The organism is Streptomyces botrytidirepellens (genome assembly GCF_003721215.1).
Classification (GTDB): Bacteria; Actinomycetota; Actinomycetes; order Streptomycetales; family Streptomycetaceae; genus Streptomyces; species Streptomyces himastatinicus.
The window spans coordinates 1-16007 of the sequence record NZ_RIBZ01000826.1; the positions used below are offsets into that span (position 1 = coordinate 1).

14 protein-coding genes, 1 other RNA gene and 2 pseudogenes are annotated in these 16007 nt (G+C 71.3%); 7 read left to right on the forward strand and 10 right to left on the reverse strand.

The genetic code is table 11. The features are described 5' to 3' along the window. Positions 1-89 precede the first annotated feature (89 nt). The 5 genes and pseudogenes from EEJ42_RS42645 to EEJ42_RS42665 all read right to left on the reverse strand — a co-directional run bounded on the left by EEJ42_RS42645 (position 90) and on the right by EEJ42_RS42665 (position 5038). Positions 90-914, reverse strand: coding sequence for a T4 family baseplate hub assembly chaperone (locus EEJ42_RS42645; protein ID WP_123107512.1), 825 nt, complete (start codon positions 912-914; stop codon positions 90-92). 38 nt (positions 915-952) lie between these two features. Continuing rightward, positions 953-1477 carry a phage tail protein gene (locus EEJ42_RS42650; protein ID WP_123107513.1) on the reverse strand — a complete coding sequence of 175 codons (525 nt, stop codon included), beginning with the start codon at positions 1475-1477 and terminating at the stop codon, positions 953-955. A 7-nt stretch (positions 1478-1484) separates the two neighbouring features. Further along, a complete protein-coding gene (locus tag EEJ42_RS42655) occupies positions 1485-3332 on the reverse strand; it encodes a phage tail sheath C-terminal domain-containing protein (protein ID WP_123107514.1) in 1848 nt (615 codons plus the stop codon). A 533-nt stretch (positions 3333-3865) separates the two neighbouring features. Beyond that, positions 3866-4093, reverse strand: a pseudogene (locus EEJ42_RS42660) (beta-mannosidase); the annotation flags it as partial. Positions 4094-4132: 39 nt separating this feature from the next. Continuing rightward, positions 4133-5038 (reverse strand): LysR family transcriptional regulator, encoded by a 906-nt coding sequence (locus tag EEJ42_RS42665; protein WP_123107515.1) that lies wholly within the window; start codon positions 5036-5038, stop codon positions 4133-4135. Between the two features lie 73 nt (positions 5039-5111). Between EEJ42_RS42665 and EEJ42_RS42670 the strand changes: the two genes are divergently transcribed. Then, complete coding sequence (locus EEJ42_RS42670; RefSeq protein WP_246097726.1) at positions 5112-6374, forward strand: MFS transporter; 1263 nt, start codon at positions 5112-5114, stop codon at positions 6372-6374. Between the two features lie 38 nt (positions 6375-6412). Then, the gene (locus EEJ42_RS42675; protein WP_123107517.1) at positions 6413-7801 is read left to right on the forward strand and encodes an ankyrin repeat domain-containing protein; all 1389 of its coding nucleotides are present in this window, start codon (positions 6413-6415) and stop codon (positions 7799-7801) included. A gap of 68 nt (positions 7802-7869) precedes the next feature. Here EEJ42_RS42675 and rnpB read toward each other — a convergent pair. Together rnpB and EEJ42_RS42685 are read right to left on the reverse strand one after the other, a co-directional pair. After that, positions 7870-8274, reverse strand: an RNA gene (gene rnpB / locus EEJ42_RS42680) — RNase P RNA component class A. Positions 8275-8317: 43 nt separating this feature from the next. Then, positions 8318-8884: pseudogene (locus EEJ42_RS42685) on the reverse strand (Uma2 family endonuclease); the annotation flags it as partial. Between the two features lie 183 nt (positions 8885-9067). Between EEJ42_RS42685 and EEJ42_RS42690 the strand changes: the two are divergent. The 5 genes from EEJ42_RS42690 to EEJ42_RS42710 all read left to right on the forward strand — a co-directional run bounded on the left by EEJ42_RS42690 (position 9068) and on the right by EEJ42_RS42710 (position 14464). Next, positions 9068-10741 carry a glycoside hydrolase family 13 protein gene (locus EEJ42_RS42690; RefSeq protein WP_123107518.1) on the forward strand — a complete coding sequence of 558 codons (1674 nt, stop codon included), beginning with the start codon at positions 9068-9070 and terminating at the stop codon, positions 10739-10741. A 76-nt stretch (positions 10742-10817) separates the two neighbouring features. After that, positions 10818-11615 carry a peroxide stress protein YaaA gene (yaaA, locus tag EEJ42_RS42695; RefSeq protein ID WP_123107519.1) on the forward strand — a complete coding sequence of 266 codons (798 nt, stop codon included), beginning with the start codon at positions 10818-10820 and terminating at the stop codon, positions 11613-11615. Positions 11616-11716: 101 nt separating this feature from the next. Beyond that, complete coding sequence (gene eda, locus EEJ42_RS42700; RefSeq protein ID WP_123107520.1) at positions 11717-12352, forward strand: bifunctional 4-hydroxy-2-oxoglutarate aldolase/2-dehydro-3-deoxy-phosphogluconate aldolase; 636 nt, start codon at positions 11717-11719, stop codon at positions 12350-12352. A gap of 156 nt (positions 12353-12508) precedes the next feature. Next, entirely contained in the window at positions 12509-13789 is a 1281-nt protein-coding gene (locus EEJ42_RS42705; protein WP_148082210.1) for a DNA sulfur modification protein DndB, read from the forward strand. Positions 13790-14029: 240 nt separating this feature from the next. Continuing rightward, positions 14030-14464, forward strand: coding sequence for a hypothetical protein (locus EEJ42_RS42710; RefSeq protein ID WP_123107522.1), 435 nt, complete (start codon positions 14030-14032; stop codon positions 14462-14464). Positions 14465-14517: 53 nt separating this feature from the next. Here the strand turns inward: EEJ42_RS42710 and EEJ42_RS42715 are convergent, their stop codons facing one another. The 3 genes from EEJ42_RS42715 to EEJ42_RS42725 all read right to left on the reverse strand — a co-directional run. Then, the gene (locus EEJ42_RS42715) at positions 14518-14931 is read right to left on the reverse strand and encodes a PIN domain-containing protein (RefSeq protein WP_123107523.1); all 414 of its coding nucleotides are present in this window, start codon (positions 14929-14931) and stop codon (positions 14518-14520) included. Further along, a complete protein-coding gene (locus EEJ42_RS42720; protein WP_123107524.1) occupies positions 14913-15203 on the reverse strand; it encodes a hypothetical protein in 291 nt (96 codons plus the stop codon). Before EEJ42_RS42720 ends, EEJ42_RS42715 begins: the two co-directional genes overlap by 19 nt. Positions 15204-15276: 73 nt before the next feature. Continuing rightward, positions 15277-16007: bifunctional RNase H/acid phosphatase (locus tag EEJ42_RS42725; RefSeq protein ID WP_123107525.1), on the reverse strand; the 731-nt coding region annotated here is incomplete at its 5' end.

Below are 16007 nucleotides of genomic sequence, written 5' to 3' on the forward strand. Positions count from 1 at the left end.
GCCGCACCCGCGCGGGGCCGTCGGGGCCGTCGGCGGGACGCGCCGCCGCCGGGGCGGGGGCGTGCCGCGCGAGCAGCCGGTCGAAGTAGTCAGGCATCGGCGCACAGCTCCAGGTAGTAACGGCGCCGCAGCGGGCTGAGCGCCAGGATCTCCGGTTCGGTCCAGCCGTACGCGGTGGCCAGCAGGTGGACGTCGAGCAGCAGGTCCCGCGCCCAGGAGTCGAGTTCGGTCCAGAGGTAGGAGGCGATGTCCAGCTCCGCCCGGGTGGCCTCCCCGCACTCGGGGCAGGCGACGTTGAGCGTCACGTCGGCGGCCGGGTCGGCCTGTTCGGCGGCGTCGGCGAGCCGTTGGCGTACCCGCTCGGGCAGTTCGGACGGCAGCCGGTCCGCCGGGACCGGCCGCCCGGCCCGTACGGCGGAGACGACGCAGCGCGCCAGCAGCAGCGACCGGGCCCGGGCGGCCCGGTCGTCCGCGTCGACGGTCAGGTCGGCGTCGGCCTCGGCGGCGGCCGTCCGGGCGGCCGTTTCGATGTCGGCGACGGTGGGCAGCCGGAACGCGACCGTCCACTCGCCCTCCTCCACCCGGAGCGAGCCGTCCGAACCCGGAGCGGAGCCGTCCGGCCCGCCCAGCGGCCGCGGCCGCGCGCCCAGGTCGCGTGCGTCGAGGTCGAACTCCATGGCCTCGCCGCACGCGCCGCACTCGACCCGCGCCTGCATCCGCTCGCCGAAGAGCGCGCGGCGCAGCGCGTACAGGTCCGCCTCCCGCTCCCCGACCGGCACCGCCCGGAGTTCCTCGGTGCCGGACTCGGGGCGGGCCGCCCGGTGCAGCAGCAGGGCGCGGCCCGGGCCGTGGTGTGCCAGCCCCGCTTCCCAGGTGGCCAGCAGCTCCGCGGGCCCGGTCCCCGTATTCGCCATCCCTCAAAGACCGTTCTGTTCCGTTCCGGCTGTGACGCTCACGCCGGGTGGGTGAACGAGGGCTCTTCCGGCTCCGGCACCTCGTAGTCCCGCTCCCAGCCCTCGCATTCGAGCTTCAGGCTCTGAATGGCGACCGCGTTGGCGTTGGCGTCCATCTCGCCCAGCACCTGGTATTCGCTCGGCCAGGCCCGGTAGAGCTTGTGCGAGACGGCGACCTGACCGGCCTCGTTGAGGACCTGGACCACGATGTCCTTGCGGAAGTCGGCGAGCGAGACTTCGGAACCGAGCCCGGCGCCGACCTGCCACACCTTGTTGGCCCAGCGGTCGAATTCGGGATCGTGGGTGACGCCGCGCTCCAGGGTCACGCCCTCGAATTCGGAGCGGCCCGGGGACTTCCGGGGTGAGCTGGGGTCGCCGCCGTGCCGGTGTTTGACCACCTCGGTGGTGCGCTTCAGCGGGCTGATCTTGCTGATGCCCGCGACCGTACGACCGTCCCAGAGGACCAGAAACTTGAAGTTCTTGTACGGGTCGAAGCGATGGGCGTTGATCTGAAACTCTGCCATCACATTCCTAAATCTCGAACTGTCCGGCCATCTGCTGGATCTTGACGATCACGAACTCCGCGGGCTTGACGGGCGCGATGCCGACCACGACATTGACGATGCCGTTGTCGATGTCCTCGTCGGTCGTCGTGTCCTTGTCGCACTTGACGAAATAGGCCTGGCGCGGAGTGCCGCCCTTGAAGGCGCCCTTTTCGAAGAGCGTGTGCAGATACGCCGACGCGTTCAGCCGGATCTGCTGCCACAGCTGCTCGTTGTTGGGCTCGAAGACGACCCACTGAAGACCGCGGCGCAGGCTCTCCTCGACGTGCAGGGCGAGCCGCCGGACCGGGACGTACTTCCACTCGCTGTCCGCCGCGTCCGAGCCCTCCAGGGTGCGCGCGCCCCACACCAGGGGGCCCACCATGGGGAAGGTCCGCAGGCAGTTGATGCCGAGCGGGTTGAGCAGCCCGTTCTCGCGGTCGGTCAGCTTGACGGTGAGGGAGCGCACCCCGGCGAGCCGCGCCTCGGTGCCGGCCGGGGCCTTCCAGACGCCGCGCGCGCTGTCCGTACGGGCGATGACGCCCGCGAGCGCGCCGGACGGCGGGAAGGAGCGCAGCCGGCCGGTGAGCGGGTCGGTGAGCTGGAGGTGCGGGAAGTACAGGCCCGCGTGGTTCCCGCGCACCGGCTCGAACGCGGCGATCCCGGCCCGCGCGGCGTCCACGCTGCCCCAGGCGGACGGCGAGTCGACGAGCAGGAAGATCCGGCGCTCCTGGCAGAGCCGCTGGGCCGCCGAGATGACGGTGACCATGTCCTCGACGGACTCGTACGAGGCGAGTTCCGGCAGCGACAGCAGGTTGACGTCCTCGACGTCCCGCAGCGCCTGGAGGCCGGTCTTGCGGGCCTCGCCGCCGATGATGTCGCGGGGGCCGGGCGGGTCGCCGTCCTCGCCGCCGGTGAGCGGGAAGACGGGCGGGTTGACGGAGGCTTCGAGGCCGAGGTCGTTGGCGCACTCGCCGACGAACCGCACGACGTCCTCGGGGTCGGTGGATCCGGCGACCACTTGGAGGCGGCGGCCGAAGGCGGTGACCTGCGCTCCCGCGTAGGCGTGCCGGCCGGGGGCGTCCGGCAGGGCGCGCAGCTTGTGCTCGAGGAGCAGGGCGAGTTCGGTGACGTCGCAGGGCGCCTCGCCGTCGCAGTCCGGGTCGTAGAGCGTGAACTCGCGCTCCACCTCGCCGATCTTGACGGTCAGCTCGACGTTCAGGTCGGGGAGTTCGCCGGCGAACTTCTTGGACACGGTGCCGGACGGGTCCGGGCGGCCCTCGCCGACGACCTTGACGCGGATCAGGCCGGAGCCGGAGCCCACGACCGTCTCGACGTAGCGGCCGTGGCCCGGGTCCATGGACAGGCCCGAGAAGGTCTCGCGGGCGGTGCCGCGCGCGTCGAGGACGTGCAGGTTGAAGGTTTCCTCGGGGTGCCTGGTGTCGTAGTCGACGGCCAGCCGCAGACCGGAACCCCACACGCCGGGCTCCTTGGCGTGCACCTCCAGTACGGGGCACTCGCTGTGGCCCTCGGTGGAGTCGAGCGTGACGCAGGCCGCCTTGCCGGTACCGGACTTGGCCACGCGCACGATCACGGCGACGGTGCCGCCGTTGCCGAAGAACTGGTGCACGGCGTAGCTGACCGGGCTCTGCGAGGTGAGTCCGCCGAAGCGGCGCTCGAAGTCGGCGAAGCTGGTGATCCGCACGGGCGTGTTCAACGGTCCGCGGCGGGTGTGGCCCACGAATGCGGTCACCGACGTGGTGACCGAGGCGACGGTACGTACGCTGCTGGGAAGTTCTTCGACGTATACGCCGGGATAGCCCGCGTGTGTCGCCATTCCCCCTCCATTCTCTACGCGCATCAAGAGATGAGGAGAGGAAGTGAAGAAAGCGCAGACATGTGGCGCCATGCACACACTTTCTCCATCAGTTTCCCCCGTCGCACACCCCCCGCGAAATCGGTTTCGCGAGACCCAGCACGTCGCTTGTCGGCTCCTGATGCATGAGTGCCTCTTGGAGTTTCACTGCGCCGCTGAGTGCGCATCAAGAGCTCTTCAAGCCAACCCACTTGGCGTGGGAATAAGGGGCAAAGGGTGGGCCGGAACCGCCCGAACTCGAAGCATTTACCCCGACATACCGTGCCGCATCATGCACGGTCGACGGCGCGCCGGACCCGCCGGGACCGAACAGAACAAGCCGAATGAGTTGAGGCCCCGGCGCGCCGCTTTGTGGCCGGGATGACGCCGAGATAAAGCCCCCGAAAGAGGCATGGCGGGCATCGAGATCAGAATATGGGAGCGCGCCCAGTGGTCGGACCAATGACGTCGGAACGCATGACGTCAAAGGCCCATATGAGGGGGGATCCGCCCGCTCAGATCAGCTCCAGGACCCGTACGCCGTACGCGTCCAGTCCGACGTCCGTGACCGGTTCGCCCGTCGCGAGGTCGCGCAGTGCCCCGTCCGCCGCCGGGCGCACCGTGAGCGGCTCCGCCGACTGGCTGACCAGCCACACGAACCGCCGCCCGTCCTCGTGCACCAGCGCATCGGCCCCGGCATACGGGGTGTCGACGGCCTTGATCGTCGGCCGTGCACGCCCGCTCTGGATGCGCTGCTCCGGCACCGAACTCTCCGTGGCGGCTTACAGGGCTCGCGTGGCGGCCTCGGTGATCGTCTCGACGGCGCGGGTGAGGACGGGTATCTCCCTGGCCCCGAGGCGCGTGACCGCCATGATGCGGCGGGCCGGGGCCGGTTCACCGTGCAGCGGGATGCGCGCCACCAGCGACTCCTCGCTCAGCTGCGCCAGGCGCGGTACGAGGATGACGCCGAAGCCATGGGCCACCAGGGCGGTTCCGGTGCCCCACTCGTCCGCGTGGTGGGCGATGTGGGGCGTGAAGCCCGCGCTCATGCAGGCGGCGAGCACCAACTGGTGGTACGTCGTGCCCGGGTTGCCCACGATCCACGGTTCGCGCGCGGCGTCGGCCAGCGTGACCCGCTGCCGCCGGGTGAGCGGGTGGTTCCGGGGGACGACCAGGTCCAGCGGGTCGTCCAGCAGCGGCCGCTGGTCGAAGCGCTGGTCGGTCATGGGCGGGGAGTCGGCGGTGACGACGAGCAGCGCGAGGTCGGCCTCGTCCGACAGCAACAGGTCGAAGCAGCGGTCGGGTTCGGCCTCGATGATCCGCACCGTGAGGTGAGGGTGGGCGTCGCGCAGCTCGGCCGCGGCGGGCGGCAGCAGACGGCTGGCCGCGGTGGAGAACCCGCACAGGGTGACCTGCCCGGTGGGCTCGGTCCCGGCGGCGGCCAGCTCGGCACGGGCGCGTTCCCACTGTTCCTGGAGGCGCTCCGCGTGGCGCAGCAGGATGCGGGCCGCGTTGGTCAGACGGATGCCGCGGCCTTGCTGCACCACCAGGTCCGTTCCCACCTCGGCGGCGAGCTGGCGCAGTTGGTAGGAGACGGCGGAGGGCGTGTAGTGCAGCGCCTGTGCCGCGGCGGTCACCGTGCCGTGCTCGGCGACCATCTGGAGGATCCGGAGCCGAGAGTCAATCATGCAAATAGCTTGCACGGTGAGGCCCAGAACCGTTTGATTTTCTTCGCGCCCGCCCGGCCCCACACTGGCGGACGTGGCGGATCAGCGGGCTATCAAGACGGTGTCGGAACGGGCGGTACGGACCACCGTACTGCTGGTGGTGGTGCTGACGGCGGGCGCCTATCTCCCCAGCCCGCTCTATCCCGACTACCAGCGGCTCTTCGGCTACGACGACCTGGTGATGACCCTGCTCTTCGCCACGTTCGCCCTGGTCAGCGGACCGGCGCTGCTGCTGTGCGGTCCCGCCGCCGACCTCGTCGGCGACCGGCCGGTGCTGCGGTTGAGCGTGCTGCTCGCCGCCGCGGGCTCATGCTGCTTCCTGCTCGCCGACAGCCCCTTCTGGCTCTTCACCGGCCGGATCGGCCACGCGCTGGCCCTGGGCGCCGCGACCGGAGCGGCCCAGGCGCTCATCGCCCGGCACCGCGGCCCCACGGCCCGCGTCGCCGGACCGCTGCTCGCTGGCCTCGCCTTCGCGGCGGGCACCGCCCTGGGGCCGGTGGCCTCGGGCGTACTCGCCGAGTACGTCCCCGGCATGCTGACCACCCCGTACGTGCTGCATCTGGCCCTGCTGGCCTGGGTGTGGCACCGGCTGCGCCGGACCGTGCCCGCGCCGATGGCCACCGGTGAGGAACGGGTACCGCGACGGTGGCGCCCCACCAGGCCGCACATCCCCCCGGCCCTCCGGGCGCTCTTCCTCGTCGCCGGGCTGACCGGGTTCCTCGCCTGGGCCGTCGTCGGCATCTACCTCGCCCTCCTGCCCGCGCTGCTCGAACAGACCCCGCACGGCGACCACCCGGCCCTGACCGGCGGGGTGCTGGGAAGCGTCCTGCTCTGGTCGCTGCTGGCCCAGCTCGCCGCCGCGCGCCGCACCGCGTACGCCGCCCAGCGGTACGGACTCGCCGCGCTCGCCGGGAGCCTGGTGCTGCTCGCGGCCACCGGCGCCGCCTCGCTGCCCGCCACGCTCGGCTCCGCCGTCCTCGCCGGTATCGGGCACGGGCTCGCCTACAGCGGCGCCGCGCGGGCGGTCGACGCGCGGACCCCGGCCGGGCAGCGCGCGGGGATCGGGGCCGCCCTGTATCTGCTGTTCTACTGGGGCTCCGGGGCCCCCGCGGTCGCCGTCGGGCTGCTGACCACCCGGATGCCGCTCACCACGGCGGTGGCCTGGCTCAGTTGGGGCGGAGTCGCCCTGACCGCGCTCGCCCTGACGGCCACGTTCCGGGTCGGCGCGGGGAGTCACACAGCGGCCCATCCTCCGGCCGCCTCGGACATCGATCACCAGATCCTCCAACGGCGTTGAGCGTGTCGCTGTCACACCCCCCTGTGAGAATCCCGGTCATGGATCTTGAGGAGCTGTTGCGGTGCCTGGTGGAGGCCGAGTCGGGGGAACTGCGGGAGCAGTTGACCGGTGGGCGCTACGCGGTGGTGCAGTACGACATCGACGAGTGGAGCTTCGACGACGCGGACCTCGCGAAACTCTTCGGCGCCCCGGCCCCCGCCGCCGAGGACACGGACGAGGCGGAGGACGAAGACGAGGACGAGGACGGCGCCTCCTTCGCCCTCATCGGCGTCGCGACCTCCGTCTACGAGGCGCTGGACCTCCTCGGCGAGGAACTCCCCGACGAGGAGTGGCTGACGGAGCTCGACCAGGAGGCGTGGGCGGAGGAGGCGGCCGACTTCGGCGCGGATGCGGTGGGCGAAGGCGAGGACGACTGGATCGCCCTCCTCCAGGGCATACGGGACCCGCGGCGCCGCTCCGTGGCCCAGTTGCTCTGCGGTGTCCTCGGCCCGATGGACTTCCTGACCGAGGAGTTCGAGAAGGACCCCTACCTGGGCCATGTGACGGCACGGCTCCCCGGGGCGCGGTTCGTGATGCTGGCCAGCGCCGCCCCGCCGCACCAGGAGGTGGCGTTCGCGATCCTCGAACTCCCGCCTCTCGGTACGCCGGACCCGGCCGCCCGCGCCCTGCTGCGGGCCGCCGCCTCCGGCGATCTGGCCGCGCTGCGTGCCGCGATCGGCGAGGGCGCCGACGTCGACACGCTCGACGAGTACGGCACGGCCCCGCTGCACCATGCCGTGGCGGCGCGTACGCCCGGGGCCGTCGACGCGCTGCTGGCGGCGGGCGCCGATCCGCGCGTCCAGGCGCCCTTCGGCAACGCACCCCAGTTCGCCACCGCCGACCGCCCGGACCGCCCCCACCCCACCGCCCGCCGGGTCGACGGTGACGAGCACTGGACCATCCTGTGGTCCCTGCTCGACGCGGGCGCCGACATCAACGCCGTCAACACCGCCGGGCAGACCCTGCTCGACCTGGCCATCCGCTCCGACCCGTACCCGGAGCAGCAGGTGCGCCTGCTGCTGGACCGGGGAGCCGTCAGCGGCGAACTCGCGCACACGCGCGTGGACTCACTCGTCTCCAGGCTGCCGTACCGCTACGACGACTTGTTGCGCGTCCTGCGGAACCAGGTCCGCTTCCTGCTCACCACGGGCGCGCCGTACGACCACCCGCTGGACGCCATGCTCGGCTCCACCGGCTACTACGAGCGCGAACTCTCCGGTGACTATCTCGTCGGCCTCGTCGACCTCATGCTGACCCACGGCGTGCGCGACCGACCGGGCACCTACGGCAGGACGGCCCGCGAGAGCGCCCGACAATGGGTCGACCACGGCCTGACCCACTACCAGGCCGTGGTGGACCGGCTCGCCACCGCGGAGGTGGCGCCCTGACGGTGAGCAGCAAGCGTGGGAAGGCCCTCCGACGCAGGTCGGAGGCCCTTCCCAAGGAGAGCTGGCGGCGGACGAGGCGGCCTGTACGCCGGGTTCTGTCTCCCGTGGGCCTTGCGGCCCGCGGGGAGGCGGCCATCCATCTAGGGCCGACGTTGCCGCCGGCCTCGTGCGGTCTACCCGCGGACTCGGGCGGGCAGCCCTCGATCATCCGCGCAGAGCCGCCTTGCGGTGGCTCCTCTTGACCTTGCTCCGGGTGGGGTTTACCTAGCTGCCCAGGTCACCCTGGGCACTGGTGGTCTCTTACACCACCGTTTCACCCTTACCGGGCGCCTTGCGGCCCCGGCGGTCTGTTTTCTGTGGCACTGTCCCGCGGGTCACCCCGGGTGGGCGTTACCCACCACCCTGCCGTGTGGAGCCCGGACGTTCCTCGGCGGGATCCCGAAGGACCCCGACGCGACCGCCCGGCCGGCTCGTCCGCCGTAGTGACCATGGTACCGGGCCGGGCGGGGCGGCTCGGACGAAGTCGGTCGTCTCCAGCGAGAAGGAGAACGGAGCGGGCAGGTCGAGCTGCTTGCCGAAGGGGACCGTGACGTGCTGGCGGTAGTCGGCGTTCTCCGGGTCGCTGAAGAGCGTCACGTCGCTCTTCTCCCGGTCGACGAGCAGATAGAGGGGGATCCCGCCACGGGCGTAGCAGTGGCGCTTCGCCGTACGGTCCCGGTCCGGCTTGGTCGAGGTGACCTCGGCGACCATGGACACGCCCTCGCAGGGCATCCAGGACTCGGCGCCCCGGAAGAGCCGCAGCTCACTGGGGACGAAGGAGCAGTCGGGGATCACGTGGTTGCATGCGCACAAGCCCTCGCGCGGGATCTTGAGGCCCTTATTGCCGGAGAAGTCCATGTCCAAGGCGGCCTTATTGATCACCTCACTCACGATGAGGCTCAGGTAGTCCTCGTGGTCTCCGTCGGGCGGCGGAGTGATCACGATCTCGTCCTCGATCAGCTCGGCCCGGAAGCCTTCCGGTGTCTCCAGAGCCAGGAAACCCTCAAGCGCCACTTCCACGTGGGAGGGCAGTTCGCACGCCATTCCGCCAGCCTAGGCAGGGAGGGGGTCGGACCTCACGGAAAGGATCTTCCTCACTCGATCGTGGCACAGAAGCGCGCACGCCGGGGCGGCTCCGGCGGGCGATCTTGCCCTCTCGACAGACCGCGCCGCGCCCGGGGACACTGCCTGGACGGCTGGACCCCCTCCTTCCACGGCGAGGACACCGTGAGCGACGACCCCGTGAACAGCGACTGGTGGCGGCAGGCCGTCATCTATCAGATCTATCCCCGCAGCTTCGCCGACTCCGACGCCGACGGCATCGGCGATCTGCCCGGGATCACCGGTCGGTTGCCGTACCTCGCCGGGCTCGGCGTGGACGCCGTCTGGCTGAGCCCCTTCTATCCGTCCGCGCTCGCCGACGGCGGCTACGACGTGGCCGACTACCGCGACGTCGATCCGCGGCTCGGCACGCTCGACGACTTCGACCGGCTGGTCGCGGAGGCCGACCGGCTCGGGTTCAAGGTGATGGTGGACATCGTCCCCAACCACACCTCGAACGACCACGCCTGGTTCCAGGAGGCCCTGCGCGCGGGCCCGGGCAGCCCGGCCCGCGAGCGGTACGTCTTCCGCGAGGGGCGCGGGGCGGGCGGTGGGCGGCCGCCCACCGACTGGGTCTCGTGCTTCGGCGGCCCCGCGTGGACCCGGCTGCCCGACGGGCAGTGGTACCTCCACCTCTTCGCCCCCGAACAGCCCGACCTCAACTGGGACCACCCCGAGGTGCGCGCCGACTTCCTCACCACGCTGCGCTTCTGGTCCGACCGGGGCGTGGCCGGTTTCCGGGTGGACGTCGCGCACGGGCTGGCCAAGGACCTGGCCGAGCCGCTGCGCGACATCGGCGACGTGCCCGGCTACGAGCCGGAGGACCTGCCGGAGGACGGCAGCCATCCGCTGTGGGACCGCGACGAGGTGCACGGGATCTTCCGCGAGTGGCGCACGGTGTTCGACGAGTACGACCCGCCGCGGATCGGGGTCGCCGAGGCGTGGGTGCGCAACTCCCGCCGGGTGTCGTACGCCCGCGCGGACGAGCTGGGCCAGGCGTTCAACTTCGACTTCCTCAACGCCCCGCTCAACGCCCCCGCCCTGCACTCCGTCATCGACGGCGCGCTGTCCGCCGCCCGCGAGGCGGGCGCCTCGGCCACCTGGGTGCTCTCCAACCACGATGTGATCCGGCACCGCAGCCGACTCGCCCTGCCGGACGATCTGACGGGCCCGGGCCGGGACGCCTGGCTGCTGGCCGACGGCCGGGAACCGGAGACCGACCTCGCGCTGGGGCTGCGCCGGGCCCGTGCCGCGACGCTGCTGATGCTGGCCCTGCCCGGTTCTTCGTACCTCTACCAGGGCGAGGAACTGGGGCTTCCGGAGGTCGCCGACCTGCCCGTGGACGTACTCCAGGACCCCACCTGGGAGCGCAGCGGCCACCGGGTCAAGGGCCGGGACGGCTGCCGGGTGCCGCTGCCGTGGGCACGTACCGGCCCCTCGTACGGCTTCGGCGCGGGCGGCGCGTGGCTGCCGCAGCCGGAGGGGTTCGGGGAGCTGTCGGTCGAGGCGCAGGAGGGGCGGGCCGGTTCGACGCTGGAGCTGTACCGGGAGGCCCTGCGGCTGCGGCGGGAGCTGCGGCGCGCGGGGACGGACGAGACGGTGGAGTGGCAGGGCTCGGTCGCGGAGCTGAGCGCCGGGGTGCTGCACTTCCGCCGCCCCGGCGGCTGGCACAGCGTCACCAACCTGTCGTCGGCCGCCGTCCCGCTGCCCGCCGTGGGCGAGGTGGTCCTGAGTAGCGGCCCGTTGTCGGACGAGCTGCCGCCGGACACCACGGTGTGGCTGCGGGAGGCGGGCGCGTAGGCCGTAGGCTGCGGGGCTGGGGTGGCGCCAGCGGCGCTACCCCGTGCCATGCCGCCGAAGCTTTCGAGGAGAGACCGTGCTCGTCCTGCTGCCGCCGTCCGAGGGAAAGGCCACGGGAGGCTCCCGATCCCCGCTGGACCTGGGATCGCTGTCGCTCCCGGGCCTCGGCGAGGCACGGGCCCGGGTCCTGGACGAGCTGGTCACGCTCTGCTCGGGCGACGAGGCGAAGGCGGCCGAGGTGCTGGGGCTCAGCGCGGGGCTGCGCGGCGAGGTCGCCAAGAACGCGGCGCTCCGGTCGGCCGGGACGCGGCCCGCCGGGGAGATCTACACCGGCGTGCTGTACGACGCGCTCGGCCTCGCCTCCCTCCCGGCCCCCGCCCTGGCCCGCGCCGAACGCTCGCTGCTGGTCTTCTCGGGCCTGTGGGGTGCGGTACGGATCGATGACCGCATCCCGTCGTACCGCTGCTCGATGGGCGTCAAGCTCCCGGGCCTCGGCGCGCTCGGCGCCTTCTGGCGTACGCCGATGGCCACCGTCCTCCCGGAGGCCGCCGGGACCGGCCTGGTCCTCGACCTGCGGTCGGCGGCGTACACGACGGCGTGGAAGCCGAAGGGTGAGGTCGCGGAGCGCACGGCGACGGTGCGGGTGCTCCAGTCGAAGATCGTGGACGGCGTGGAGAAGCGGTCCGTGGTGAGCCACTTCAACAAGGCGACGAAGGGCCGGATGGTGCGCGACCTGCTGACCTCCGGAGCCGAGCCGAAGGGCCCCGCGGAGCTGGTGGAGGCGCTGCGCGGGTTCGGGTACGAGGTGGAGGCGACGGCTCCGGAGCGCACGGGGCGGCCGTGGGCGCTGGACGTCGTGGTCACGGAGCTCTAGCCCTGGCCCGGGCTGGACCTGGGGGACCGGCCACAGCATGCGGCATTGCGCCCTCCGCAACACGCGTTGCGGGTCATGCCACGCGCCCGCAGAATGGTGCCGTGACTGACACCGCGCCCTCCCCCTCCCTGCTCGATCTCGCCCCCGTCATCCCCGTCGTCGTCATCGACGACGCGGCCGACGCGGTGCCGATGGCCCGTGCCCTGGTCGCGGGTGGCCTTCCCGCTATCGAGGTCACCTTCCGCACCCCGGCCGCCGCCGACGCCATCCGGGCGATCGCGGCGGAGGTGCCGGAGGCGATCGTCGGCGCGGGTACGGTGCTGACGCCCGGCCACGTGGACACCGCCGTCGCGGCCGGGTCCCGCTTCCTGGTCAGCCCGAGCTGGACGGACCGGCTGCTGGGCGCCATGCGGGACTCGGGGATTCCGTCGCTGCCGGGCGTCTCGACCACGTCGGAGGTCGTGGCGCTGCTGGAGCGCGGGGTGACCGAGATGAAGTTCTTCCCGGCCGAGCCGTCCGGCGGTACGGCCTACCTCAAGGCCCTCGCGTCCCCGCTCCCGGACGCCCGCTTCTGCCCCACCGGCGGCGTCAACGCCTCCCGCGCCCCCGAGTACCTCGCGCTGCCCAACGTGGGCTGCGTGGGCGGCACATGGATGCTGCCGCCGGACGCCGTGGCGGCGGGCGACTGGGCGCGCGTGGAGTCCCTGGCCCGAGAGGCGGCCGCCCTGCGGGCCTGACAACCCAACGACGGCCACCACAGACCGGCTTGCGCACGACTACGGGATGGCCGAACTCGTCTGACGGCTCCCCGCACCTGGTTATGCTCGGAGAGATGTACAACCCGCCGGGACCGAAAGCCTCCCGGGGGTTTCAGGGGTGGAACAGGGGGCTTGGTGACCGACCAGACGACGGGGTATGTGAACGAGGTCGATCGACGACTCGGCGATCCGCTGCGGGTGTTGGAGCTGAGTCCGACCCGTTTCATGACGACCATGCCGTGGGGTCAGCTGGCGCGGATCGTCCCCGACCCCAGGAAGGCAGAGAACCCGCAAGCGCTGCGCTATCTGCAGGGCGAGGAAAAGAAGCAAGCCGAGACCCGTAACGAGGTCCAGCGCAACATCAAGTCGACCAAGAAGGCCGAGAACGCGAAGGCATACGCCCGGTACCTGGCCGAGGTGCTGCAGGGCGAGCGCGACGAGCGCTGGGCCACCCCGCCCTTCGCTCTATGGGTCCGCAGGCGCCTGCGAATCGATCGCGTACAAAGTCCCTTCGGCCCGGATGCCATCACCTACCTGCCGTTCGACGTCACGGGCGTACTGATGGATGCCGAGACCCAGCATCTTGCGCACTTCCTGCTGCGCGAAGATCCCGCTCTCTACGGCCTCACCGACGATGCCGCCATCAACGCCATCAACGCGCGGCTGGTCGGCGTCGAGGTCTACCACGACATCGATCTTGTGGCAGCACGTCAGATCTTCCACGACCGCAATCTGCTGGGCGTCGTTCCGAATAAGAACGTCGCCCTCGCGTCGGACTCCTCCAACCTGGCGACCAACATCACGTTGACGCTGCTCAAGGAGGTTCAGGTAGCCGCACCCTCAGGAGACGGTTCGGTTCCGCTCGAAAACGTGGTCTCCGTCCGCCAGCGGCAGCTGAAGGCGGCCGACACCGAGTGGATGACGCTGTCGACGCTCCGCTCGTTCGTGATCACGATGATCTTCGGTAAGGCCGGATTCGAGAAAACCAGCGGCCCGATTCCGGATCTCCCCGAAGGGTGCACGCACGAGGCCGCCACGGCGGAGATCCATGCCGTACTGACCCGGATCCTGGACACGTTCGGCCCGGCCTTCATGGCCCGGAACTCCACCGTGATTGCCTCCCCCGCCGTCTTCGCAGCGCTGGGGGCCGTCGCGCACCGCGTCACGTCGTGGAGCAGGAGCAAGGTGGAGGACGACGCGCTGACGCCCGATGAGTTGATGAACCTGCTGGCCCAGGTCAAGTGGAACAGGGACCCCAAATACTGGGAGGGCACAGCGGGCAAACAGACCGCCACCGGGGCGTTTTCCCTGGCAGGCGGCGTCAAGGACAACGGCTCGAAGACGATGGCCGCACTGGGGGATCCCGCTTCTCCTCGGTTCCACTGGGTCCGCTACGGCCGCCCCGACGGAACCTGAACTACGGGGAACAGAAAGCCACTCCAGGATCCCCGCAGTTGAACTGCGGGGATCCCGCAGCTTTTTTGAAGCACATTGCCGCAGGTCATCGCCCCTCAGCAGCAGAGGCAACGCCCAGGGGGCCTCTAAACGGCACAACTACCCCCGCAGTTCTGGCTATTGTCGTCCTGCGTGGCAGGAAAAGCGTCATCGACGCCGAAACCTGGCTATCAACACGCCCGAATGAGGGGGAGAGCTGCGGTGAGCGGCAGAGAGATGATGGCGACACTTGTCGTCAAGGTAGTTGTGGCGGCCGTCGCGGCGCTGCTGGCCGTATGGGCCAGGTACAGACTGCAGCAGCGGAACGATCGCCGAAAGGAAGGCCAGACGGAGCGGCAGGAAGACACTCAGCCCGCAGTGGACGTGCTGGTCGAGATCGAGCGCACCATCGACGAACCGCCCACGACCTCCACCCCCGAGATCCTGGCGCAGCTCTCGCGGCGCCTCCGGCAGGCTGAGGACGATGCCCCCGAAGAGGTGCAACCTTCGCTTGCCCGTGTGGGCGGCCGCCTGGACTCCTACCGGTCGACCTGGGCAGTTCATGAGGGGACGCCGCCGCTGAGTGCGGCGGAGGACCTCCGGACGGCGATCCGCAGGGCCCGCGAGGCCATTCGCACCTACCGCCGCATGCACTGAGGAAGACGATCGCTCGGCCCCGGCCCACAACCGTGAGTCGGGGCCGGAGCCGGTCACACGGCGACCAGGCGCACCCGGTCGCCGCAGAGCTTGGTCATGTCGTCCACGTCGGAGGTCAGCACGACGACAGGGTGCCGCTGTTTGAGGGCGGTCGCCGCCACGGCCGCGTCGATCGCGTACTTGTGGCCGTGCAGACCGGCCCCCATCAGCAGCGCCGAGGCCGCCTTCGCCTCCTCCTCCCCCACCGGGAGGACACGGAGGCCGGAAAGGACCCAGCCCAGCCGGGCCTTGTCGATGCGCGCATGCACGGCCTCGATGACGGTGAGCGCGCAGACCACGGCTTCCATACCCCGCCTTCGCGCCTCCGCGACCAGGGCGACGACCGATTCGTCATCGCCCAGCAGCTTGGAGAGGCCCTCACTGTCCAGGACGAGCGTCCCGTCGTGGCTCAGCTTGCGGCGGGCCACTGCTCGTCCTCGGCGAACGCCTCGTCGAAGACCTGACGCGCCCGCTCCTGTGCCTCCGCCGAGACCGGGCCCTTGCGCCGTTCGTAGTCGGCCAGGTACTCGTCCAGAATCTGACCGCGCAGCTCGCGTTCCACGGCTTCGGTGATGAACGCCGAGAATTCCCGCTTGCCGACGCGCGCACGGATCGCCTCGGCGGTCCCTTCGGGGAGGGAGAGACTGACCCGGGTGGCCGGCCCCTCACCGATGCTGTACGACTCCTCAGTCTCTGACATGGACCCACTTTATCAAACGAGTAGGAAAGTGGGCTGCCGACGAAGGCGCGGGCGCCTGCCGCAGCCGCAAGGCCTACCGCAGGTGGGAGGTGTCGTTCAGGAGGCGCAGGGAGGCGTTGCCGTCGCCGTAGTACGCCACCGCCGACAGGGACGCCGCCGAGAGTTCCATGCGGAACAGGGACTCCGGCGGGGCGCCGAGGGCCAAGCGGGTCAGGGTCTTGATCGGCGTGACGTGGGTGACGAGGAGCACCGTGCGGCCCGCGTAGCGGGCGATCAGCTTGTCACGGGAGAGGGCGACGCGGCGGGCGACCGCGGCGAAGGACTCGCCGCCGCCCGTGGGTGCGGTTTTGGAGGAGGCGAGCCAGGCGTCGAGGTCGTCCGGGTGGCGGTCGCGCACCTCGGCGAAGGTCAGGCCCTCCCAGGCGCCGAAGTCCGTCTCGCGCAGCCCCTCGTCGACGCGGACGTCGAGGCCGAGCCGGGCGGCCACGGCGTCGGCGGTCTCGCGGCAGCGCTTCAGGGGCGAGCTGACGATGGCCTGGATGGTGCCGCGCGCGGCGAGGGAGGCCGCGACCAGCTCGGCCTGGCGGCGGCCGATGTCGGAGAGGCCGGGGTCGGTGCCGCCGCTGCCGGAGAAGCGCTTCTCCGGAGTGAGCGGCGTCTCGCCGTGCCGGAGCAGGACGAAGGTGGTCGGCGCCCCGAGGTCGGCGGAGCCCCAACCCCTGACGGGGGCCACCGCGGCCGACGGGGCCTCGGGGGCGGCGGGCTCGGCGAGGGCGTCGTCGGCGGGGGCCTCGGGCGCTGCCG